The sequence below is a fragment of the Pigmentiphaga daeguensis genome (assembly GCF_039523035.1).
GTDB classification, from domain to species: domain Bacteria; phylum Pseudomonadota; class Gammaproteobacteria; order Burkholderiales; family Burkholderiaceae_B; genus Pigmentiphaga; species Pigmentiphaga daeguensis.
Map to the genome: position 1 here is coordinate 23,905 of NZ_BAAAEN010000033.1, position 20,388 is coordinate 44,292.

Below are 20,388 nucleotides of genomic sequence, written 5' to 3' on the forward strand. Positions count from 1 at the left end.
GGTCACTCCTCGAAATGCATGGGCACGCGCGGGGCGACCGCGCACAGCAGCTCGTAGCCGATGGTGCCGGCGGCCGTCGCCACGTCGTCCACCGACAGGCCCTCGTCGCCCCACAGCGTGACCGGCGCGCCGGCCTGGGCCCGCGGCACGGGACCGAGATCGACTGCCAGCATGTCCATGGAGACGCGTCCCAGCAGCCGGGTGCGCACTCCATCGACGACCACCGGCGTACCGGTGGGCGCATGGCGCGGATAGCCGTCGGCATAGCCGCACGCCACCACGCCCACGCGCATCGGTCCCTCGGCCCGGTACATGCCGCCGTAGCCGACGGCGTCGCCGGCCCGCAGTTCCTGGGTGCCGATGAGCCGCGACTTCAGCGCCATGGCCGGCACGAGCCCCAGCGACTCGGCGCTTTCGTCGGCGAAAGGCGTCGCGCCGTAGAGCGCGATGCCGGGCCGCGCCCAGTCGCCCGCCACCTCCGGGTAGCGCAGGCTGGCGGCGGAATTGCAGAGGCTGACCGGTCCGGGCAGCCCCGCGGTCGCCCGGCGGAACACCTCCAGCTGGGCCTCGATGCCCTCTGCCGTATCGGCGGTGGAGAAATGGGTCATGTGGCCGACCTGGCCCAGCCGGCCCGCGGCCTGCAAGGCCGCGAGTCCGGCATGCGCGCCGGCGTAGGCGTCCGGGCTGAAGCCCAGGCGGTTCATGCCGCTGTTGAGCTTGAGGAAGACGTCCACGGCACGCGGCAGCCGGGCCTGGCGCAGCAGCGCCAGCTGGTCCGCATGATGCACCGCCGTGGTCAGGCCGTACCGGCCGACCGCGTCCAGGTCGGCGGCCTCGAAGATGCCTTCCAGGAGCAGGATGGGCCCGGTCCATCCTGCTTCGCGGCAGCGCACGGCCTCGGACAGGTCCAGCATGGCCAGGCCGTCGGCCCGCGCGAATCCGGCCACCGCGCGTTCGATGCCATGCCCATAGGCATTGGCCTTGATGACGGCCCAGATCCTGGCCCTGCCGCCATCGGGACGGGCGGCATCGAGCCGGCGGCGGACGACATCCAGGTTGTGGGAAAACGCGTGGCGTGAAACGGTGGCGAAGATGGGACGGGGCATGGCGCAAAAGAGGACCGGCGCGGCGCGCCGGGATGGCAAAAGGAAAGTGTAGCCCTTGAGCGCCGGCCGCGCAGGACATCCCTGTCCACACCGTCGTCGCGGCGAACCGGTATCATCGGCGCCGGATTCCCAGGTCTAGCCATGTCCGCCGGTCACTACGAAAACTTCCCCGTCGCTTCGCTGCTGCTGCCCCCGCGCCTGCGGACGGCGGTGCTGGATATCTACCGCTACGCGCGCGCCGCCGACGACATCGCCGACGAGGGAGACGCATCCGACCGGGAACGCCTGGCCGCGCTGGCGCGCTTCGGCGCCGGGCTGGACTGGATCGGGGAAGGCGCACGGGCGCAACCGCCCGCCCCCGAGCTGGCCGCCATCTTCGTCCCGCTGGCCTCCACCGTCGCCCGGCATCGCCTGCCGCTCGCCCCCTTCCGTCGCCTGCTGTCTGCATTCGCCCAGGACGTGACCGTCAAGCGCTACGAGGACTTCGCGGCCCTGCGCGACTATTGCCATCGCTCGGCCGACCCCGTGGGCGAGTTGATGCTGCACCTGTACGAGGCCGCCACGCCGCGCAACCTGGCCTGGTCGGACGCGATCTGCACCGGGCTGCAGCTGACCAACTTCTGGCAGGACGTGGCCGTGGACTGGGGCAAGCACCGGGTCTATATTCCCCGGGAGGACCTGGCACGCCACGGCGTGGCCGAGGCCGACATCGCGGCGGGCCGATGCTCGCCGGCGTGGCGCGCGCTGATGGCGTTCGAGGTCGACCGGGCACGGGCGCTGTTACACTCCGGAGCGCCGCTGGCGCGGGCCCTGCCGGGCCGCATCGGCTGGGAACTGCGCCTGGTCGTCCAAGGCGGGCTGCGCATCCTGGAACGCATCGAAGCCGGCGGGTACGACGTCTTCCGGGCCCGGCCGGTACTGAAGAAAACCGAGTGGCTGAAGCTTGCCTGGCGCGCGCTGCGCATGCCCCAAGCGACGCCCGCACCCCCTCCCCATCATGACGCCTGACCAGTACTGCCAGGAGAAGGCCGCGCAGAGCGGCTCCAGTTTCTACTACAGCTTCCTGTTCCTGCCACCCGAGCGCCGGCGCGCCATCACCGCGCTGTACGCGCTGTGCCGCCAATTGGACGACACGGTGGACGAAGCCAGCGACGCCTCGGTGGCCCGCCTGAAGCTGGCCTGGTGGCGGACCGAGATCGAACGTCTGTTCGACGGCAAGCCCGAGCATCCCGTCACCCGTGCCCTCGCCCCCCACCTGGTCGCCTGCGGCATCACCCGGGACCGCCTGCTGGAGATCGTGGACGGCATGGAGATGGACCTGGACCAGACGCGCTACCTGGACTACCCCGCGCTGCAACGCTACTGCCGCCGGGCGGCCGGCGTCGTCGGCGAACTGTCGGCGGGCATCTTCGGCTACGCCGATGCGCGGACGCTGGACTACGCCGACCGCCTGGGGCTGGCGTTCCAGCTCACCAACATCATCCGCGACGTCGGCGACGACGCCCGCAAGGGCCGCATCTACCTGCCGGTCAACGAATTGCAGCAGTTCGACGTCAAGGCGGCCGACATCCTGAACGGCCGTTATTCGGACAATTTCTCGGCCCTGATGCGCTTCCAGTGCGAGCGGGCGCGGCGTGCCTATCGCGAGGCGCTGGCGCTGCTGCCGCCCGAGGACCGGCGGCCCCAGCGCCCGGGCCTGATGATGGCCGCCATCTACCACGCGCTGCTGGACGAGATCGAACGGTCCGGCTACCAGGTCCTGCACCAGCGCATTTCGCTGACGCCGCTGCGCAAGTTCTGGCTGGCGTGGAAGACCTACGTGACCGGTGGCCGGGCCCTGTGGCGCCAGATCGGAAGCTGAGCGGCCCGCGCCGCGCGGCGGTGATCGGCGCCGGATGGGCGGGCCTGGCGGCCGCGCACGTCCTGGCCGGCCGCGGCTACGCGGTCACGGTGTACGAGGCGGCCCGCGAGGTAGGCGGCCGCGCGCGCACCGTCGTCGCCCGTCCCGGCGGCCCCGCCTTCTCCGCCCCGCTGGACAATGGCCAGCATCTGCTGCTGGGCGCCTACACCGAAACCCTTGCGCTGATGCGCGAGCTTGGCCAGGACCCCGATGCCTTGCTGCTTCGCGCCCCGCTGCGGCTGGCCTCCGCCGATGGACGCTTCGCCTTGCGTGCGCCCCGCCTGCCCTCGCCGCTGCACGGCGTGGCCGCGCTGCTGGGCGCCCGCGGCCTGAGCGCCGGCGCGCGCTGGGCGGCGCTGCGCTTCGTGCTGGGACTGCGCGCGCAGGGATGGCTGGCGGCGGGCCGGGACCCGATGCCCGGACAGGCCGGCGGCTCGCCCACGGTCGCGCGCCTGCTCGCCACCTGGAACCAGCCACGGGAAGCCGTCGCGCGCCTGTGGCGCCCGCTGTGCCTGGCCGCGCTCAATACCCCTCCTGAACAGGCCTGCGCCCGTCTGTTCGCCGCCGTGCTGCGCGATAGCCTGGACGCGCCGCGCAGCCACAGCGACCTGCTGCTGCCGCGCTGCGACCTGTCCAGCCTGTGGCCGCGCGCGGCCGCGGCCCGCCATCAATTGCGCCGTGGACAAGCGGTGCGGGAACTGGTGCCTGGCGACGAGCGCGTGCTGGTCGATGGCGAGCCCTATGCGGCCGCCGTGCTGGCCGTCCCGCCGGGCATCGCGGCCCGCCTGCTGCCCCCCCATCCCGCCATGCAGGCGGTCCGGCAGGCGCTACGCGCCTTCCGCCACCTGCCCATCGCCACGCTGACCGTGCGGCTCGCGGCGCCGTTCCGGCTTGCGTTTCCCATGTTGATGCTGACGGAAGACGCCGCGCGCGGGCACCTGGGCCAATGGGTATTCGACCGGCGCGCCCTGCTGGGCCACGATGAAGGACACGGGGAACTCGCCGTCGTGGTCAGCGCGGCATCGGACTTCGAAGGGCGGGACCGCGCCGCGTGCGCGGCGGGCCTGCTCGATCAATTGCGGGAACAATTGGCCGGCCAGGGCGCGGGCGGCATGCCGCCGGTGCAAGACTGGGAATTGCTGGTCGACAAGCGCGCGACCTTCGCCGCCGTGCCGGACCTGGCGCGGCCGGGCAATGCCACGGCCTGGCCGCGGCTGGCGCTGTGCGGGGATTGGACGGATACGGGCTACCCAGGCACGCTGGAAGGCGCCGTCCGCAGCGGGCTCGAGGCCGGCCGCCTGCTGGCAGACGCTGCGGACGCACGCGGCTGACCCGCGCCGCGCCCTCACTCCTGCCCGGACTCCCAGCGGCGGGCCGCCTCGTCGTCGGAATCGCGCGCCTCGACCCAACGATCGCCCCGGCCCGTGGCCTCCTTCTTCCAGAACGGCGCCTGCGTCTTCAGGTAGTCCATGATGAACTCGCAGGCGGCGAAGCACGCGCCGCGATGCCGCCCCGCCACGCCCACGAAGACGATCTGGTCCAGCGCCCGCAGCGTGCCGACGCGATGAATGACCCGTACGGCGTTCAGCGTCCAGCGTTCCCGGGCCTGCCGGACGATGTCGGCCAGCGCCTTCTCGGTCATGCCGGGATAGTGTTCGAGCGTCAGCGAGGAGACGCTGTCGCCTTCGTTGATGTCGCGCACGGTGCCGACGAAGGTGACGACGGCCCCCACCGACGGATCGGCCCGCAGCGCGGCGATTTCCGCGCCGGCGTCGAAGTCGGCGGTCTGGACGCTGATGGACATGTCACCCTCCGGTGACGGGTGGAAAGAAAGCGACCTCGTCGCCGGCCTGCAGACGTTCGGAGGCCTGCACCATCGTGTGGTTGCGCGCGGCGCGCACGGCGCGCTCGGGAGCCAGCGCCGCGGCCCAGGCGCCGCCGCGCCCGGCCAGCCACGACCGCAGTTCGCCCACGGTACGCACCGTCTCGGGCAGTTCGGCCGCTTCCCTTTCCCGGCCCAGAGCTTCGCGCAGCGATGCGAAATACAGGATGTCGACGTTCATGGCTCAGCCCAGCAGTTCGGCGTAGCTGATGAATGACACCGTATCGCCTTTCCGGATCGTCTGTCCACCCGGATTGTCGATCACGCCGTCTCCCCAGACCGTCGAGGTCAGCACCGCCGACAACTGGTTGGGGAACAGGTCGAGCCCGCCCTGCTCGTTGCGGCGCACCCGCAGGAACTCGCGCCGGCGGTCGGCCTTGGGCCAATCGAAATCGGCGCGCATGGCGGTCCTCGACGGCGTCGTGGCGTGGGCCCCGGCCAGCTTGAGCAGCAGCGGCTTGACCAGCAGGCCGAAGGTCAGGAAGCTCGAGACGGGATTGCCCGGCAGCCCGATGAAGACCGCCTCGGTACCGTCGTCGCGGCGCAGGCGGCCGAAAGCCAGCGGCTTGCCGGGCTTGATGGACAGGCTCCACATGTCCAGCCGCCCCAGCGACTCGACCGCCGGCTTGACGTGGTCTTCCTCGCCCACCGACACGCCGCCGGTGGTGATGATCAGGTCGTTCTCGCGGGCGGCGTTGCGCAAGGCCTCGCGCGTCGCCTCGAAACTGTCCTGCACGGCGCCCAGGTCGGCGTGCTCGACCGGCAGCGCCGCCAGCATGCCCTGCAGCAGGTAGCGGTTGGAGTTGTAGATCTTGCCCGGGGGCAGCGGCTCGCCGGGCGCGACCAGTTCGTCGCCGGTGGACAGCGTGGCCACGCGCAGCCTGGGTTGCACGGGCAGGCGCGGCACACCGACCGAGGCGGCCAGGCCCACGTCCTGCGCCCGCAGGCGCGTTCCGGCCCGCAGGATGCGGCTGCCGGCCTCGATGTCGCAGCCCTTGGCGCGTATCCAGGCGCCCGCCTCGACCGGCTTGGCGAATGCCACGCGGTCGTCCCGGACGTCGGCCTCTTCCTGCATCACGACGGCATCGGCTCCCTCGGGGATCTCCGCGCCGGTGAAAATGCGGGCGGCCGTCCCGGCGGCCAGCGGTTGCGGCACGGCCCCCGCGGGGATGCGCTGCGACACGGGCATGCCCGCGGCGAACAGCGCCGCGTCGGCGGTACGCACGGCGTAGCCGTCCATCGCCGAATTGTCGGCGGCCGGCACGTTGATCGATGCCGTCACGTCGGCGGCCAGGATACGGCCCGCGGCCCGCGCCAGCTCGATCTGTTCGGCGGCCCGGCCCAGGGGCTCGACCGCCAGCAGGATCTCCAGGGCCTCGTCCAGGGAAAGCAGGTTCGAACCAGGCTTCACAATCGACTCCTTCGCGGCCCGCCCCGCGGCGCGCCGCACATACTCGACGCCGCCGTCAGACGGCCTCGGCGGCGATCAGGTCCTTGATGGTCTGCACGTCGCCGTCCACGGTCTGCACGCGCTGCGGCAGCTGTTCGATGTTCTCGAATCCCGCGGGCCGCGGCGCGGGCTGCCCCAGGGCCTCCTCGATGGTGGCCGAGAACTTCACCGGCAGCGCGGTCTCGAGCACCAGCATGGGTATGCCCGGCTCGACATAAGGCAGCGCCACCTTGACGCCGTCGGCGGTATGCGGGTCGATGACCACGCCGGTTTCGGCATGGACGCGGCGGATGGTGGCCAGCCGGTCGGCATGGGTGCTGGTGCCCGAGACGAAGCCGTACTGCGCGAACTGCGGCTTGTAGGCCGACAGGTCGAACGAACCCTGCGCCGCCAGCTCGTCCCACAGCGCCTTCAGGCGCGCGGGATCGCGGCCCAGCAGGTCGTAGACGAAGCGCTCGAAGTTGGATGCCTTCGAGATGTCCATGGAGGGGCTGGAGGTCTCGTAGGTTTCGCTCGAGACGCGCGGGCGGTAGATGCCGGTGCGGAAGAATTCCTCCAGCACGTTGTTCTCGTTGGTGGCCAGCACCAGGCGGCGGATGGGCAGGCCCATGCTGCGGGCGACGTGGCCGGCCAGGATGTTGCCGAAGTTGCCCGAGGGCACCGCGAACGACACCTGGGCCATGGGATCGGCCGCGCCTTCGGTGGCCAGCCGCCAGCCATGGAAGTAGTACACCACCTGGGCGGCGATGCGCGCCCAGTTGATGGAGTTGACCGCGCCGATGCGGTGCGCGGTCTTGAACGCCAGGTCGCCGCTGACCGCCTTGACGATATCCTGGCAGTCATCGAACACGCCATGCACGGCCAGGTTGTGGATGTTGGCATCCTGCAGCGAATACATCTGCGCGCGCTGGAAGGCGCTCATGCGGCCGGCGGGCGACAGCATGAACACCGCCACGCCCTTCTTGCCGCGCATGGCGTATTCGGCGGCCGAACCCGTGTCGCCCGACGTCGCGCCCAGGATGTTCAGCGTCGTGCCCCGGCGCGCCAGCACGTATTCGAACAGATGGCCCAGGAACTGCATGGCCATGTCCTTGAAGGCCAGCGTCGGCCCTTCGGACAGGCCCAGCAGCGAGATGCCCTGCTTGAGCGGCTTGAGCGGCACGATGACCTCGCCGCCGAACACCTCGGGGCGGTAGGTCTTGCGCGTCAGTTCGCGCAGGTCCTGCTCGGGAATGTCGGTGATGAACAGCTTGAGGACTTCGTACGCCAGGTCGGCATACGACAGCGAACGCCACGCCTGGAGCTGCCCGGGCGTGACCTGCGGGATGGACTCGGGCACGGCCAGCCCGCCGTCGGGCGCCAGCCCTTCCAGCAGGACGTCGGTGAACGATTGCGGCGCCATGCCGCCGCGGGTCGAAAGGTATTTCATGCTGCGTCCTAGGCGAGGTTCTCTATGCGCAGGCGCGTGACGGCCGACACCACGGTGGGCAGCGCCTCGATACGGGCGATGGCGGCGTTGACGTTGCGCTCCAGCGCCTCGTGGGTCAGGAAAATGATGTCCGCCTGGGTGGCGTCCTCGCGCGGCTTCTGGATCATGGAAACGATGGAGATCGACGCGTCGGCCAGGATGCGCGTGATGTCGGCCAGCACGCCCGGCTGGTCGGTCACCGCCAGCCGCAGGTAATACGAGGTGGTGATGTCCTCGATCGACAGCATGGGACGGTCGGTGATGGCATCCGGCTGGAAGGCCAGGTGCGGCACGCGGTGCTCGGGATCGGCCGTGTGCAGGCGGGTCACGTCCACCAGGTCGGCGACCACCGCCGAGGCGGTGGGCTCCTCGCCCGCGCCCTGGCCGTAGTACAGGGTCGCGCCCACGGCGTCGCCCTTGACCATGACCGCGTTCATCGCGCCTTCCACGTTCGCCATCACGCGCCGGGCGGCGATCAGGGTCGGGTGCACCCGCAGCTCGATGCCCTCGGGACGCGCCTTGGTGATGCCCAGCAGCTTGATGCGGTAGCCCAGTTCCTCGGCGTAGCGGATGTCTTCCTGCGCCAGCCTGGAGATGCCCTCGATGTGGGCCTTGTCGAAGCGGATCGGCACGCCGAAGGCGATGGACGACAGCAGCGTGAGCTTGTGCGCGGCATCCACGCCCTCGATGTCGAAGGTCGGGTCGGCCTCGGCATAGCCCAGGCGCTGCGCCTCGGCCAGCACCTCCGAGAACGGCAGGCCGCGGGCGCGCATCTCAGTCAGGATGAAATTGGTGGTGCCGTTGATGATGCCGGCCACCCATTCGATCTGGTTGGCCGACAGGCCCTCGCGGATGGCCTTGATGATGGGGATGCCGCCGGCCACCGCGGCTTCGAAGGCGACCATGACGCCCTGTTCGCTGGCGCGGGCGAAGATCTCGTTGCCATGCTTGGCCAGCAGGGCCTTGTTGGCGGTGACGACGTGCTTGCCGTGGGCAATGGCTTCCAGGACGAGTTCGCGCGCCAAGGTGTCGCCGCCTATCAGTTCGACCACGATGTCGATCTCGGGATCGCGGACGATCTGGAACGGGTCGGCGACGACTTCGGCGGCTTTGCCGACGCGGGCCTTCGCCTTGGCGACATCGCGGGCCGAGACCTTGGTCGCGACGATGTGGCGGCCGGCGCGGCGGGCGATTTCTTCGGCGTTGCGGGCGAGGACCTTGAAAGTGCCGCCGCCTACGACGCCCAGGCCCAGGAGGCCTACTCGGATGGGTTCCATTGTGTTTCCGGGCAATACAGGGTTCTTCGAAAACTTCCCCGCCCTTGCTTTGGCGCGCTCCGACCCGCCGCATGGGCTCCGCCGGACGAGGCGGGATGCGGCACTGGGCTGCGGAAGGGGCGGGAATCGCCGGCCACGGCCGCCGGCTGGCAAACCTCCAGTGTAACGGACTTGGGACGGCAGCAGGAAAAGCTCCCGGCGCGCCGCCGGCGGTCTTCGCGCATCGGCGTGCGGCTTCCTCTGGTTTCTCCCGATTTGTACGAACGTACAACAAACTGTACGATCGTATAAAAATCCATATCGAGACCCATGGCCGCGAAAATCGCTCCAGCGCCCCGCCGCGCACGCCCCCGCTCCGAGATCGACGAGGCGCCCGACCGCCGCCGCAACATCCTCATGGCGGCCGAGGCGCTGTTCGCGCGCCATGGCTATCACGGCGTCTCGATACGCGACATCGCCGAGGAAGCCGGCGTGCCGCTGGCGCTGGTCGGCTACTACTACGGCCCCAAGCTGGCCCTGTACGAGGAGATCTTCCGGCAGCGCTCGGGCTACATCAGGGAGCGGCTGGCCGCGCTGGAAACGCTGTGGCATGCCGGTCCGCCCGACGAACTGCTGGACCGCATCGTGCGCGCCTTCGTACGGCCGGCGCTCAAGCTCGCCGCCAACCCCGAAGGCCGGCAGTTCATGCAGCTCGTCGCCCGCAACCTGGTCGAGCAGGGGCCGGAGAACAGCGGGCCGCGCGCCGAACTGTTCGACCCCGTGGCGCACGCCTACATCGATGCGCTGATGAAGGCGCTGCCGGGTATCTCCCGCGCCCAGGCCGCCTGGTGCTACCAGTTCTCGCTGGGCGCGCTGATGCACCACATCAGCGACCAGCGCATCGAGGACCTGTCCCACGGCCAGGCCAAGGCGCGCGAGTTCGACCGTTCCGCCGATCTGCTCTGCCGCTTCCTGAGCGCCGGCATCCGCCACACCTGCGCCGTCTAGGACCTGTCCCCGCGGCAACCGGCACCCTTTTTCCAGGAGACACCATGAAGACATCCAGACTCGCTCCCGCGCTGGGAATCGCGCTCGCCTTATGGGCGGCGGGCGCCGCGGCGCAGACCCGCATCACCGTGGCCTATACGGCGGTATCCGAGTTCATGCCCCTGTTCGTGGCCAAGGAACGCGGCTATTTCGCCAAGCGAGGGCTCGAAGTGACGCCGCAGCAACTGGCCCTGAGCGGCGTGATGCCCGCCGCGCTGCAATCCGGGTCGGTACAGATCGCGGGCGTGGCGAGCCCGGTGCTGCTGCAGGCCAACGACAGCGGCATGGACCTGGTGGGGCTGGCCGGCACGAGCGTCCACAATCCGTCGTCCAAGGCCATTGGCCTGGTCGTGCGCAGCGGCGGCGCCAAAAGCGCGGCCGACCTGGTCGGCAAGAAGATCGCTGTGCCCGGGCTGAACGCCGCCCTGCACATCATCGGCCGCAAATGGCTGGCCGACCAGGGCGTCGATCCCCGCAAGGTGACCTTCGTGGAAGGCGCCTTTCCGCAGATGGGCGATCTGCTCAAGGGCGGATCGATCGACGCCGCGGTCACGGCCGACCCGTTCCTGGGCCGCATCCTGCAAAGCGGCGCCGGCACGCTGCTGTCGCCGCTGGCGCCGGACCTGCCGGCCGGCTTTTCCAACATGCTGTACATGTCGACCCGCGCCTGGCAGCAGGCGCATGGACCGGCCATCGCAAGCTTCCGCGCCGCGCTGGCCGACGCGCTGGACTTCGCCGCCGCCCATCCCGACGAGGCGCGGGCCGACATGGGCAAGTACCTGAAGGTGCCCGCCCCGGTCCTGGCCTCCCTGACGGTGCCGGCCTACAAGGTGCCGCTGGCCGGCAGCGAGCTGCAGTTCTGGGCGGACACCATGCGCCAGCAGGGCATGCTGCGCAAGGCGCCCGACCTGGCCGCGATGGTGGCCAAGTGACCGCCAGCCTGCGCGTCGTCGACGCGGCGCCCCGCGCGGGTGCCGCCGCTCCCCTGATTCGCCTGAGCGGGGTGGCGCTGGACCTGGGCGACCGCCGCATCATCAATGGCCTGGATCTGGATCTGGGCCGGGGCGAGTTCGTCTGCGTGGTCGGTCCGTCGGGCTGCGGCAAGACCACGTTGCTGCGGCTGCTGTCGGGCCTGGTGCAGCCCAGCGCCGGCAGCATCCTGCGCGACGGCCGCCCCATCGACGGTCCGGCACAGGATGTCGCCATCGTTTTCCAGGACTATGGGCGCTCCCTGTTGCCGTGGCGATCGGTGGCGGGCAATGTCTCGCTCGCGCTCGAGGCCGCCCGCGTCCCCCGGGCCGAACGCGCTTCGCGCATCGCGCCGCTGCTGGCCCAGGTCGGGCTGGGCAATCACGCGGACAAGTACCCGGCGGAACTGTCGGGCGGCATGCAGCAGCGCCTGCAGATCGCGCGCTGCCTGGCCCAGCGTCCGGCGGTGCTGCTGATGGACGAACCCTTCGGCGCGCTCGACGCCATGACGCGCCAGTCGCTGCAGGACGATCTGCTGGCCCTGGTGCGGCGGCATGGCACGACCGTGCTGTTCATCACCCATGATCTCGAGGAAGCGATCTACCTGGGCGATCGCGTCGTCGCGCTGCGGGCCAATCCGGGCACGGGCGCCAGCAGCCTCGCGCAGGACATCGCCATCGGCCTGCCCCATCCGCGCGACCAGTTGAGCACGCGCGAGCATCCCGAGTTCCTGCGCCTGCGCCGCTTCCTGTTCGATTTCATCCAGGAGCCGCGTCCATGATCCGCGCCATCGGGCCGCGCCTGCGCGGCCTTCTCCTGCCCCTGCTGGCGCTGGCCGCCGCCGAGGCCGCCATGCGGGCCAGCGGCGCGCAAAGCGACGCGTTCGCCCGGCCCACCGAGATCCTGCGGGCCATGTGGACGGCGGCGCAGGATGGCTCGCTGGCGGCCGCGTCCGCGCAGACCCTGGGCAATGCGCTGCTCGGCCTGGCCGCGGGCGGCGGCATCGGACTGGTTCTCGGCCTGTGGTTCGGCGCCTCCTCGCGCGCCGGCCGGTGGTCGGCGCTCACGGTCAACCTGCTGCGCCCGCTGCCCTCGGTCGCGCTGGTGCCCATCGCCATGCTGGCCTTCGGCTTCGGCTACCGCATGGAAAGCGCGGTGGTGGCCTTCACCTGCGTCTGGCCCATGCTGATGTTCGCCCAGGACGGCGTAGCGCGGGTGGAGCCCCGCCTCGTCGAGGTGGCCCGCGTGCTGGGACTGGGAGGCATCCGCCGCGCCTGGAAGATCGTGCTGCCGGCCGCGCTGCCGCGTATCTTCGTCGGCCTGCGGCTGTCGCTGGGCATCGCGCTGACCATCGCCGTCACCACCGAAATCATCGCCAACCCCATGGGCCTGGGCTACGGCCTGGCCATGGCGCAGCAAAGCCTGAACCCGGCGCTGATGCTCGCGCTGGTCATCTGGATAGGCGTGCTGGGCTGGGCCGCCAATGCCGGCCTGCTGTGGCTGCAGGCGCGCCTGTTCGCCCGCCGCGGAGTCCGCGCATGAACACGCCGCTGCCCGTTTCCCTGCTTTCCGCCCGGCGCCTGGGCGACGCCGCGGGCGGCCTGCTGGTCCTGCTCGTGATCGTGGGAGCGTGGGCCTGGGCCACCGCGGCCGGCTGGGTGTCGCCCATTTTCCTGCCCTCGCCCGGTGCCACCTGGGACGCCCTGCTGCAAGGCCTGGCCGAAGGCGAATTGGCTTCGGCCAGCCTGGCCACCGTCGAACGCATGCTCTATGGCTGGCTGCTGGCCTCGGCCCTGGGCCTCGTCCTGGGCACGCTGATCGGCGTCTCGCCCGCCCTGCGCGCCTGGACGCAGCCCACGCTGGAGTTCGTGCGCCCGCTCCCCGCCTCGGCCGTCATGCCCGTCGCCATCGCGCTGCTCGGCTTGTCGCCCGGCATGGTGCTGGCGGTCATCGCCTTCGGCGCCATCTGGCCGGTGCTGCTGTCCACCGTGCACGGGTTCGCGTCGGTCGACCCGCGCCTGCACGAAGTCGCGCGAGTGCTGGGGCTGTCCCGGAGCTCTATGCCGGCGTCGTCCTGCTGGGCGCCATCGGGCTCCTCAGCAACAGCCTGCTCGCGCTGGCCGAACGGCTGGCCCGCACCCACCACTGACCCCTTTCTCTTGTCCGGACGCATCATGCCACGCCGCATCGTCGACCTTTCCATCTATCTCGAGAACGACATCCTGTCGGACCCGCCCGCGCTCGCGCCACGCATCACCTACGAGAATCACGTGCAGGGCGTGGCGGGCTTCCAGCGCCTGCTGCCCGGCCTGAAGGCCGAGGATCTTCCCGACGGGGAAGCCGCGGCCGCCGAATGGGTCACGCTGACCACGCACAGCGGCACCCACCTGGATGCCCCCTACCACTTCCACTCGACCATGAACCGCGGCGAACGCGCGATCACCATCGACGAGGTCGACCTGGACTGGTGCTTCCAGCCGGGCGTCAAGCTGGATTTCCGCCATTTCCCCGACGGCTACGTCGTCACCGCCGCCGACGTCGAAGCGGAACTCGCGCGCATCGGACACACGCTGCGGCCGCTGGAGATCGTGCTGGTCAATACCCGCGCCGGCTCGCGCTACGGCCACCCCGACTATGTCGAGACCGGGTGCGGCATGGGATACGAGGCGACCATGTACCTGCTGGAGCGCGGCGTGCGCCTGACCGGCACCGACGCATGGAGCTGGGATGCGCCGTTTTCCCATACCGCGCGCAAGTACCGCGAGACCGGCGACAAGTCGCTGATCTGGGAAGGCCACAAGGCCGGACGCGACATCGGCTACTGCCACATCGAGAAGCTCCACAACCTGGAATGCCTGCCTCCCGACGGCTTCTACGTGAGCTGCTTCCCGCACAAGGTGCGCGCCGCCTCGGCCGGCTGGACCCGGGCCGTGGCGATCTTCGACGACCGGCTCTTCGCCCCGGCCTGAGCCTCACCTGCCCCGTTTCCTTTTTCGCTCCCGGAGCCTGCCATGCCCTCCCTTCTTTCCCGCCTTGCCGCCAGCGTCGCCGCGCTGGCCGCCACTTCCGCCATCGCCGCCGGCTATCCCGACAAGCCGGTCCGCGTCATCGTTCCCTACGTGGCCGGGTCTCCCGCCGACATGGTCGCCCGCAAGCTCGGAGAAGGCCTGGCACAGCAACTGGGGCAATCCTTCATCGTCGAGAACAAGGCCGGCGCCAACGGCATGATAGGCAGCGAGTTCGTGGCCCGCGCGGCCCCCGACGGCTACACCATCATGCTGGGCAACATGGACACCCATGCCCTCAACCCGCTGCTGTACCGCCACATCCGCTACGAGCCGGCCCGCGACTTCGCGCCCGTGGCGCAGGTCGGCACCCTGACCGCCATGCTGATCGCCCGTCCCGACGCGCCCTTCCAGGACGCCCGTGGCCTGATCCAGGCCGCGGCCCGCGCGCCCGGGAAGCTGACCTATGGCTCGTGGGGCTTGGGCAGCGTGGCGCACCTGTGGGGCGGCCTGCTGGAGGAATCGGGACGTATCCAGCTGATGCACGTGCCCTACCAGGGCACGCCGGCGGCCATGAACGCGTTGATGGGCAGCCAGATCGACCTGCTGTTCGGACCGCCCACGCTGGCGCTGGCCAATGCGAAGAACGGCAGGTTGAAGATTCTCGGCGTCACCTCCGCCACCCGCCAGCCGCAATATCCGGACGTGCCCACGCTGGCCGAGCAGGGCTTCGCCGGCTACGACGGCACCACGTGGTTCGGCGTGTTCGCGCCCGCCAAGGTGCCCGGCGACGTGCTGGACCGGCTGAACCAGGCCATCAACCGCACGCTGGACAGCCCCGCGATGGCCGATACCGCCGCCACCCTGGCCATGACCGTCACGCCCGGCGACCGCCGGCAACTGGAACGGACCATGGCCGCGTCGCGCGAGAAGTGGGGCAGGATCATCGCCGACAAGAAAATCCAGCTCAACGATTGACTCCCCTTCACAAAGGCTCGCCATGAAACTCGCAACCTTGAAGAACGGCGGCCGCGACGGCCGCCTGGCCGTGGTGTCCGCCGACCTGGCCCTGGCCGCCTACCCCGACCGGCCATGCACCATGCAGGCCCTGCTGGACGACTGGGACGCCATGCGGCCCGGCCTGGAGGCGCTCTACCAGGCGTTGAACCGCGGCGCCGCCCAGGGAGCGTTCTCGTTCGATCCCGCATTGGCCATGGCGCCGCTGCCGCGCGCCTACCAATGGCTGGACGGCTCCGCCTTCGCCAACCACGGCCTGTGGATGCAGCGGGGGTTCGGCGTCCCGCCCATCGATACGACGCTGCCGCTGATGTACCAGGGTGGCTCGGACGACTTCCTGGGCGGCCGCGACGACGTGCCGCTGCCGGACGAAAGCCACGGCATCGACTGCGAGGGCGAGATCGTGGTCGCGCTGGACGACGTGCCCATGGGAGTGGACGCGGCCGCGGCCCTGGATCACGTGAAACTGGTCATGCTGGCCAATGACTGGAGCCTGCGCGCGCTGCAGCCTCGCGAGCTGAAGACCGGCTTCGGCTTCATCCATGCCAAGCCTTCGACCTCGTTCGGTCCGGTGGCGGTCACGCTGGACGAACTGGACGGACACTGGCGCGAAGGCAGGCTGCATCTGCCGGTAAGGGTGGACATCAACGGCCGCTGGATCGGCCATCCGAACGCGCGCGAGATGAGCGTGGGCTTCGGCGACCTCGTCGCCCACGCCGCCGCGACCCGGCGCCTGCGCGCCGGCACGCTGGTGGGTTCGGGCACGGTGTCCGATCCGGCCGAGGGAGCCGGCTCGGCGGCGCTGGCCGAGGTGCGTGCCATCGAGAACGCCACGCAAGGCACGATCTCCACCCCCTTCCTGAGGTTCGGCGACCGCGTCCGGATGGAAGTCAATACGCCGGCCGGGGCAAGCGTGTTCGGCGCGCTGGACCAGAAGCTGGTGCAAGCCCCGGCCTGATTCCGGGGCCGCCACGCCCCCCTCGCGGCATCCGGGAGAGCCCTCGCGCAGAGGGCATTTATAATAATCCGACTGCCGCGCAGGCACTGTCTCGTTCGCGCATCCGTGCCGGCCGTCAGCAGGCGTATAGTTTTTCCATCCTCCCGTCGAACCGGAGCCGATCTTTTGAAGTTGCATTCCGACCCTGCCTCGGCGCTGAACACCGTGACCGCCTATGGCGATGGATACGTCGAAGTCAACCGCGTCCGTTTCGAGCACGCCGTCGTGTTCGGCCCCGAGGGCGATGTCGTCGCCTGGCCCGTTTCCTCCTTCGAAGACGTCGATGCCGCCGCGATGGAACACGTGGCTCGGCCGGGCGCGGCCTCGCTGCCCGAGGTCGTCCTGATCGGCACCGGCGCCCGCCAGCGCTTCCTGGCGCCGTCGCTGCTGCGCCCGCTGCTGAAGGCCGGCGTGGGCATCGAGATGATGGATACCCTGGCGGCTTCGCGCACCTACAACATCCTGATGGCCGAGGGGCGCCGCGTCGTGGCCGCGCTGATCCCGGCCTGAATGATGCGCCGCCCCTCCCGCCTTTCCCCCCATTTTCCGGAGACCCACGCATGAGCACTGCCATCGGGCGGGCCGCCCCCGCCTTCACCGCCCCCAGTACCGACGGCGACATCTCGCTGAAGAACCTGAAGGGCCGCGTCGTCGTCATGTATTTCTACCCGCGCGACAACACGCCGGGCTGCACGACCGAAGGGCAGAACTTCCGCGACCGCTACGCCGAGTTCCAGGCCGCCGGCGCCGAGATCCTCGGGGTCTCGCGCGACACGCTGGCCTCGCACCAGAAGTTCAAGGAAAAGCAGGGCTTCCCGTTCCCGCTGCTTGCCGATCCGGACGAAACCCTGTGCGAGCTGTACGGTGTCATGAAAATGAAGAACATGTATGGCAAGCAGGTGCGCGGCATCGAGCGCAGCACCTTCCTGATCGACGCTCAAGGCAAGCTGCGCCAGGAATGGCGCGGCGTGAAAGTGCCCGGCCATGTCGACGCCGTGCTCGAAGCCGTGCGCGGGCTGGCCTGAATGAGTCCGTTTTTCTTCCTGCGCATGTGTCGTACGCCGGCAGGCGTACGATATATGCAATGGAGGATGCAGTATCGTTGAGCTTCCCTACTGAGGAGATCCGCGCTCATGCCGCTTCCCAAGATGCCCACCCGGCCCGCAGCAATCCTGTCCTTCCCCTCGGGTGAACCAGCGCGCCCCGCAGCCCGCGGCAAACGTACCGAAGCCGAAGCCGAACCCCGACCGCCCTCCTCCACCGACATTCCCGACGTCCAGCCCCAGCTGGAAGGCATCCAGGCCGCGCCGGCCAAGACGGCCCGCAAGACCGCCGCCAGATCCAAGGCAGGCACCCTGCTGACGCCCGCCCCGCAGGCCGGGGCGCCCATCGTCGCGCGCGCGCCGCAGCCCGCGCCCGCGCCGGCTCCCGCCGCCACCGGCAAGGCCGTGGCCAAGCCCACGCCCAGGCGCAAGGCGAAATCGGCCGGGCCTGAAGTCGCCAAGCTGTTCGTGCTGGACACCAACGTGCTCATGCACGATCCGAGCTCGCTGTTCCGTTTCGAGGAACACGACATCTTCCTGCCGATGATCACGCTGGAAGAGCTGGACAACCACAAGAAGGGCATGTCCGAAGTGGCGCGCAACGCCCGCCAGGTCAGCCGCTCGCTGGACGAGCTGGTCAGCGACATCGGCGACATGGAAGCCGGCATCCCGCTCGACAAGCTCGGCAACCGCGACGCGATGGGCCGGCTGTACCTGCAGACGACCCTGCTGTCGGCCTCGCTGCCGTCCGGCCTTCCGGCAGGCAAGGCCGACAACCAGATCCTGGGCGTGGTGCGCGCCCTGCAGGAACGCTACCCCGACCGCGAAGTCGTGCTGGTGTCCAAGGACATCAACATGCGCGTCAAGGCTCGCGCCCTGGGACTGCCGGCCGAGGACTACTTCAACGACCAGGTCCTGGAAGACTCCGACCTGCTGTACACCGGCGTGCTGCAACTGCCCGACGATTTCTGGGACAAGCACAGCAAGGGCATGGAATCCTGGCAGCAGGGCGGCAGCACCTTCTACCGCATCACCGGGCCCCTGTGCGCGCAGTTCGCCGTCAACCAGTTCGTCTATTTCGAAGGCAGCATGCCGCTGTACGCGCAGGTCAAGGAAGTCAACGGCAAGACCGCCGTGCTCCAGACCCTGCGCGAATACACCCACAGCAAGAACAGCGTCTGGGGCATCACCGCGCGCAACCGCGAGCAGAACTTCGCGCTCAACCTGCTGATGAACCCGGACTGCGACTTCATCTCGCTGCTGGGCCAGGCAGGCACCGGCAAGACGCTGCTGGCGCTGGCCGCGGGCCTGACGCAGGTGCTCGAGACCAAGCGCTACACCGAGATCATCATGACCCGCGTCACCGTGCCGGTGGGCGAAGACATCGGCTTCCTGCCGGGCACCGAGGAAGAAAAGATGCTGCCCTGGATGGGCGCGCTGGAAGACAACCTGGACGTGCTGAACATGGGCGACGGCGAAAGCGGCCATGGCGGGGACTGGGGGCGTGCCGCCACCATGGACCTCATCCGTTCGCGGGTGAAGGTCAAGTCGCTGAACTTCATGCGCGGCCGCACCTTCCTGAACAAGTTCCTGATCATCGACGAGGCGCAGAACCTCACGCCCAAGCAGATGAAGACCCTGATCACCCGTGCCGGTCCCGGCACCAAGGTGGTCTGCCTGGGCAACATCGCGCAGATCGACACGCCCTACCTGACCGAAGGCAGTTCAGGGCTGACCTACGTGGTGGACCGCTTCAAGGGCTGGCCGCATTCGGGCCACGTGACCTTGCAGCGGGGCGAGCGCTCGCGGCTGGCCGACTACGCGGCCGAGGTGCTGTGACATGCGGCGTGACCTGGACGGCGGAGCAGGCGGCGTCAGCGACGGCTACCTGCGCGCCATCTGGAGCGCGACGGGAAGCGCCACGCTTCCCGCCGGCATCGCCTGGCTCGGGACGGGCAGCCTGCCGTCCATCTTCCCGGTCACGGACCTGGCCGCCGCCTCGGTGGGCGCGGCCGGCCTGGCCATTGCCGAGCTGGTCGGGCAGCGTCACGGCAGCCTGCCCGCGGTCGCGGTCGACCGGCGGCTGACCTCGTTCTGGTTCGACACGTCGCTGCGGCCGGTGGGCTGGAAACTGCCGCCGGCGCGCGATCCCGTCACCGGCGACTACGCGGCCGCCGACGGCTGGATACGGCTGCACGCCAATGCGCCGCATCATCGCGATGCCATCCTGCGCGTGCTCGGCTGCCACGGCGGTCACGATGAGGTGGCGCGCGCGGTGGCGACATGGAATGCCCTCGATCTCGAGAACGCCATCGTCGAGGCGAAGGGCTGCGCCGCGCAGATGCGTACCCGGGAAGCCTGGGCCACCCATCCCCAAGGTGCCGCCGTGGCGGTCGAGCCGCTGCTTTGGCGCACGCCTGCACCCGCCGCCGATGCGCCCGCCTGGGCCGGCACCCCCGCCCGTCCGCTGCGCGGCATACGCGTGCTGGACCTGACCCGCATCATCGCGGGCCCCGTGGCCACGCGTTTCCTGGCGGGCTACGGCGCCGAGGTCCTGCGGCTGGATCCTCCCGCCTGGGACGAACCGGTCGCCGCCCCCGAGCTGACGCTGGGCAAGCGCTGCGGCCGCATCGATCTTCGCTCCACGGAAGGCAGGCGCCTGTTCCGCCAGTTGCTGCGCGATGCCGACGTGCTGGTGCATGGCTACCGTTCGGATGCCCTGGGCGCGTTGGGTTTCGATGCGGAGCAACGGCGCCGCATCAACCCCGGGCTGGTCGATGTGTCGCTGGACGCCTACGGATGGACCGGCCCCTGGAGAGCCCGCCGCGGGTTCGACAGCCTGGTGCAGATGAGCTGCGGCATCGCCGATGCCGGCATGCGCGAGCTGGGCCGGGACAGGCCGACTCCGCTGCCGGTCCAGGCCCTGGACCACACGACGGGCTACCTGCTCGCCACCGCGGCGATACGCGGACTGACCGAGCGCGCGCGCACAGGCTGCGGCAGCGAAGCCCGAGCCTCCCTGGCGCGCACGGCGGCCCTGCTGGTACAAGGCGTGGCGCCCGCGGACGCCGCGCCTCTTGCGCCTGAAGCCCGCGACGATTGCACCATGCCCTCGGAGATGACGGCCTGGGGGCGGGCACGGCGCGTCAAGTCGCCGCTTGCCGTGGCCGGCGCGCCCATGGCCTGGGACATACCCGCCGGCCCGCTGGGCGCCTCGCCGGCGTCGTGGCGCGCCTAAGGCCCGTTCC

General features: G+C 70.1%; 20 protein-coding genes and 1 pseudogene. 15 read left to right on the forward strand and 6 right to left on the reverse strand.

The annotated features are described in order from the left end of the window. Nucleotides 1–2 precede the first annotated feature (2 nt). Nucleotides 3–1,106 (reverse strand): alanine racemase, encoded by a 1,104-nt coding sequence (gene alr, locus ABD104_RS27015; protein ID WP_343928551.1) that lies wholly within the window; start codon nucleotides 1,104–1,106, stop codon nucleotides 3–5. 141 nt (nucleotides 1,107–1,247) lie between these two features. On the opposite strand from alr, the gene hpnC reads away from it, so the two are divergent. From hpnC to hpnE, 3 genes are read left to right on the forward strand one after another with little or no spacing between them, the layout of a single operon-like run. Beyond that, nucleotides 1,248–2,114 carry a squalene synthase HpnC gene (gene hpnC, locus ABD104_RS27020; RefSeq protein ID WP_279815332.1) on the forward strand — a complete coding sequence of 289 codons (867 nt, stop codon included), beginning with the start codon at nucleotides 1,248–1,250 and terminating at the stop codon, nucleotides 2,112–2,114. Next, nucleotides 2,104–2,967: a presqualene diphosphate synthase HpnD gene (gene hpnD, locus ABD104_RS27025; RefSeq protein WP_132978733.1), complete on the forward strand. Its 864-nt coding sequence runs from the start codon at nucleotides 2,104–2,106 to the stop codon at nucleotides 2,965–2,967. Before hpnC ends, hpnD begins: the two co-directional genes overlap by 11 nt. After that, complete coding sequence (gene hpnE / locus ABD104_RS27030) at nucleotides 2,946–4,337, forward strand: hydroxysqualene dehydroxylase HpnE (RefSeq protein ID WP_343928552.1); 1,392 nt, start codon at nucleotides 2,946–2,948, stop codon at nucleotides 4,335–4,337. Before hpnD ends, hpnE begins: the two co-directional genes overlap by 22 nt. 14 nt (nucleotides 4,338–4,351) lie before the next feature. Here the strand turns inward: hpnE and moaE are convergent, their stop codons facing one another. From moaE to ABD104_RS27055, 5 genes are read right to left on the reverse strand one after another with little or no spacing between them, the layout of a single operon-like run. Then, nucleotides 4,352–4,810 carry a molybdopterin synthase catalytic subunit MoaE gene (gene moaE / locus ABD104_RS27035; RefSeq protein WP_087840650.1) on the reverse strand — a complete coding sequence of 153 codons (459 nt, stop codon included), beginning with the start codon at nucleotides 4,808–4,810 and terminating at the stop codon, nucleotides 4,352–4,354. 1 nt (nucleotide 4,811) lies between these two features. After that, nucleotides 4,812–5,069 (reverse strand): molybdopterin converting factor subunit 1, encoded by a 258-nt coding sequence (gene moaD, locus ABD104_RS27040; RefSeq protein ID WP_087840649.1) that lies wholly within the window; start codon nucleotides 5,067–5,069, stop codon nucleotides 4,812–4,814. Nucleotides 5,070–5,072: 3 nt separating this feature from the next. Further along, nucleotides 5,073–6,302, reverse strand: coding sequence for a molybdopterin molybdotransferase MoeA (locus tag ABD104_RS27045; protein WP_371695231.1), 1,230 nt, complete (start codon nucleotides 6,300–6,302; stop codon nucleotides 5,073–5,075). Between the two features lie 52 nt (nucleotides 6,303–6,354). Further along, entirely contained in the window at nucleotides 6,355–7,767 is a 1,413-nt protein-coding gene (gene thrC, locus ABD104_RS27050; protein ID WP_087840648.1) for a threonine synthase, read from the reverse strand. A gap of 8 nt (nucleotides 7,768–7,775) precedes the next feature. Then, nucleotides 7,776–9,083 (reverse strand): homoserine dehydrogenase, encoded by a 1,308-nt coding sequence (locus tag ABD104_RS27055; protein WP_343928553.1) that lies wholly within the window; start codon nucleotides 9,081–9,083, stop codon nucleotides 7,776–7,778. A gap of 309 nt (nucleotides 9,084–9,392) precedes the next feature. Between ABD104_RS27055 and ABD104_RS27060 the strand changes: the two genes are divergently transcribed. The 12 genes and pseudogenes from ABD104_RS27060 (at nucleotide 9,393) to ABD104_RS27115 (ending at nucleotide 20,378) form a co-directional block, all read left to right on the forward strand. After that, on the forward strand, nucleotides 9,393–10,070 hold the full coding sequence (locus ABD104_RS27060; protein WP_279815320.1) for a TetR/AcrR family transcriptional regulator: 678 nt from the start codon (nucleotides 9,393–9,395) through the stop codon (nucleotides 10,068–10,070). Nucleotides 10,071–10,114: 44 nt separating this feature from the next. Beyond that, nucleotides 10,115–11,041 carry an ABC transporter substrate-binding protein gene (locus tag ABD104_RS27065; RefSeq protein ID WP_087840645.1) on the forward strand — a complete coding sequence of 309 codons (927 nt, stop codon included), beginning with the start codon at nucleotides 10,115–10,117 and terminating at the stop codon, nucleotides 11,039–11,041. Continuing rightward, nucleotides 11,038–11,859 (forward strand): ABC transporter ATP-binding protein, encoded by an 822-nt coding sequence (locus tag ABD104_RS27070; RefSeq protein WP_343928554.1) that lies wholly within the window; start codon nucleotides 11,038–11,040, stop codon nucleotides 11,857–11,859. The genes ABD104_RS27065 and ABD104_RS27070 overlap by 4 nt, the downstream gene beginning before the upstream one ends. Next, nucleotides 11,856–12,620 (forward strand): ABC transporter permease, encoded by a 765-nt coding sequence (locus ABD104_RS27075; protein ID WP_279815317.1) that lies wholly within the window; start codon nucleotides 11,856–11,858, stop codon nucleotides 12,618–12,620. The genes ABD104_RS27070 and ABD104_RS27075 overlap by 4 nt, the downstream gene beginning before the upstream one ends. Before the next feature lie 221 nt (nucleotides 12,621–12,841). Further along, a pseudogene (locus ABD104_RS27080) lies at nucleotides 12,842–13,123 on the forward strand (ABC transporter permease); the annotation flags it as partial. Nucleotides 13,124–13,252: 129 nt separating this feature from the next. Next, nucleotides 13,253–14,047, forward strand: a complete 795-nt coding sequence (locus tag ABD104_RS27085; protein WP_371695110.1) for a cyclase family protein — start codon at nucleotides 13,253–13,255, stop codon at nucleotides 14,045–14,047. A 42-nt stretch (nucleotides 14,048–14,089) separates the two neighbouring features. Continuing rightward, complete coding sequence (locus tag ABD104_RS27090) at nucleotides 14,090–15,061, forward strand: tripartite tricarboxylate transporter substrate binding protein (RefSeq protein ID WP_279815316.1); 972 nt, start codon at nucleotides 14,090–14,092, stop codon at nucleotides 15,059–15,061. 22 nt (nucleotides 15,062–15,083) lie between these two features. Further along, nucleotides 15,084–16,058, forward strand: a complete 975-nt coding sequence (locus tag ABD104_RS27095; protein ID WP_343928555.1) for a fumarylacetoacetate hydrolase family protein — start codon at nucleotides 15,084–15,086, stop codon at nucleotides 16,056–16,058. Between the two features lie 165 nt (nucleotides 16,059–16,223). Then, on the forward strand, nucleotides 16,224–16,607 hold the full coding sequence (locus ABD104_RS27100) for an Mth938-like domain-containing protein (RefSeq protein ID WP_087840640.1): 384 nt from the start codon (nucleotides 16,224–16,226) through the stop codon (nucleotides 16,605–16,607). Between the two features lie 50 nt (nucleotides 16,608–16,657). Further along, entirely contained in the window at nucleotides 16,658–17,122 is a 465-nt protein-coding gene (locus ABD104_RS27105) for a peroxiredoxin (protein WP_279815312.1), read from the forward strand. Between the two features lie 108 nt (nucleotides 17,123–17,230). Then, nucleotides 17,231–18,979: a PhoH family protein gene (locus tag ABD104_RS27110; RefSeq protein ID WP_132978729.1), complete on the forward strand. Its 1,749-nt coding sequence runs from the start codon at nucleotides 17,231–17,233 to the stop codon at nucleotides 18,977–18,979. A gap of 1 nt (nucleotide 18,980) precedes the next feature. Next, nucleotides 18,981–20,378 (forward strand): CoA transferase, encoded by a 1,398-nt coding sequence (locus tag ABD104_RS27115; protein WP_343928556.1) that lies wholly within the window; start codon nucleotides 18,981–18,983, stop codon nucleotides 20,376–20,378. Nucleotides 20,379–20,388: the final 10 nt, after the last annotated feature.

Bases quoted from the DNA above. Each gene is read 5' to 3' on its own strand.
- alr (WP_343928551.1), bottom strand. From the start codon at position 1,106: ATGCCCCGTCCCATCTTCGCCACCGTTTCACGCCACGCGTTTTCCCAC.
- hpnC (WP_279815332.1), top strand. From the start codon at position 1,248: ATGTCCGCCGGTCACTACGAAAACTTCCCCGTCGCTTCGCTGCTGCTG.
- hpnD (WP_132978733.1), top strand. From the start codon at position 2,104: ATGACGCCTGACCAGTACTGCCAGGAGAAGGCCGCGCAGAGCGGCTCC.
- moaE (WP_087840650.1), bottom strand. From the start codon at position 4,810: ATGTCCATCAGCGTCCAGACCGCCGACTTCGACGCCGGCGCGGAAATC.
- moaD (WP_087840649.1), bottom strand. From the start codon at position 5,069: ATGAACGTCGACATCCTGTATTTCGCATCGCTGCGCGAAGCTCTGGGC.
- thrC (WP_087840648.1), bottom strand. From the start codon at position 7,767: ATGAAATACCTTTCGACCCGCGGCGGCATGGCGCCGCAATCGTTCACC.
- ABD104_RS27055 (WP_343928553.1), bottom strand. From the start codon at position 9,083: ATGGAACCCATCCGAGTAGGCCTCCTGGGCCTGGGCGTCGTAGGCGGC.
- ABD104_RS27060 (WP_279815320.1), top strand. From the start codon at position 9,393: ATGGCCGCGAAAATCGCTCCAGCGCCCCGCCGCGCACGCCCCCGCTCC.
- ABD104_RS27065 (WP_087840645.1), top strand. From the start codon at position 10,115: ATGAAGACATCCAGACTCGCTCCCGCGCTGGGAATCGCGCTCGCCTTA.
- ABD104_RS27075 (WP_279815317.1), top strand. From the start codon at position 11,856: ATGATCCGCGCCATCGGGCCGCGCCTGCGCGGCCTTCTCCTGCCCCTG.
- ABD104_RS27085 (WP_371695110.1), top strand. From the start codon at position 13,253: ATGCCACGCCGCATCGTCGACCTTTCCATCTATCTCGAGAACGACATC.
- ABD104_RS27090 (WP_279815316.1), top strand. From the start codon at position 14,090: ATGCCCTCCCTTCTTTCCCGCCTTGCCGCCAGCGTCGCCGCGCTGGCC.
- ABD104_RS27095 (WP_343928555.1), top strand. From the start codon at position 15,084: ATGAAACTCGCAACCTTGAAGAACGGCGGCCGCGACGGCCGCCTGGCC.
- ABD104_RS27105 (WP_279815312.1), top strand. From the start codon at position 16,658: ATGAGCACTGCCATCGGGCGGGCCGCCCCCGCCTTCACCGCCCCCAGT.
- ABD104_RS27110 (WP_132978729.1), top strand. From the start codon at position 17,231: ATGCCGCTTCCCAAGATGCCCACCCGGCCCGCAGCAATCCTGTCCTTC.
- ABD104_RS27115 (WP_343928556.1), top strand. From the start codon at position 18,981: ATGCGGCGTGACCTGGACGGCGGAGCAGGCGGCGTCAGCGACGGCTAC.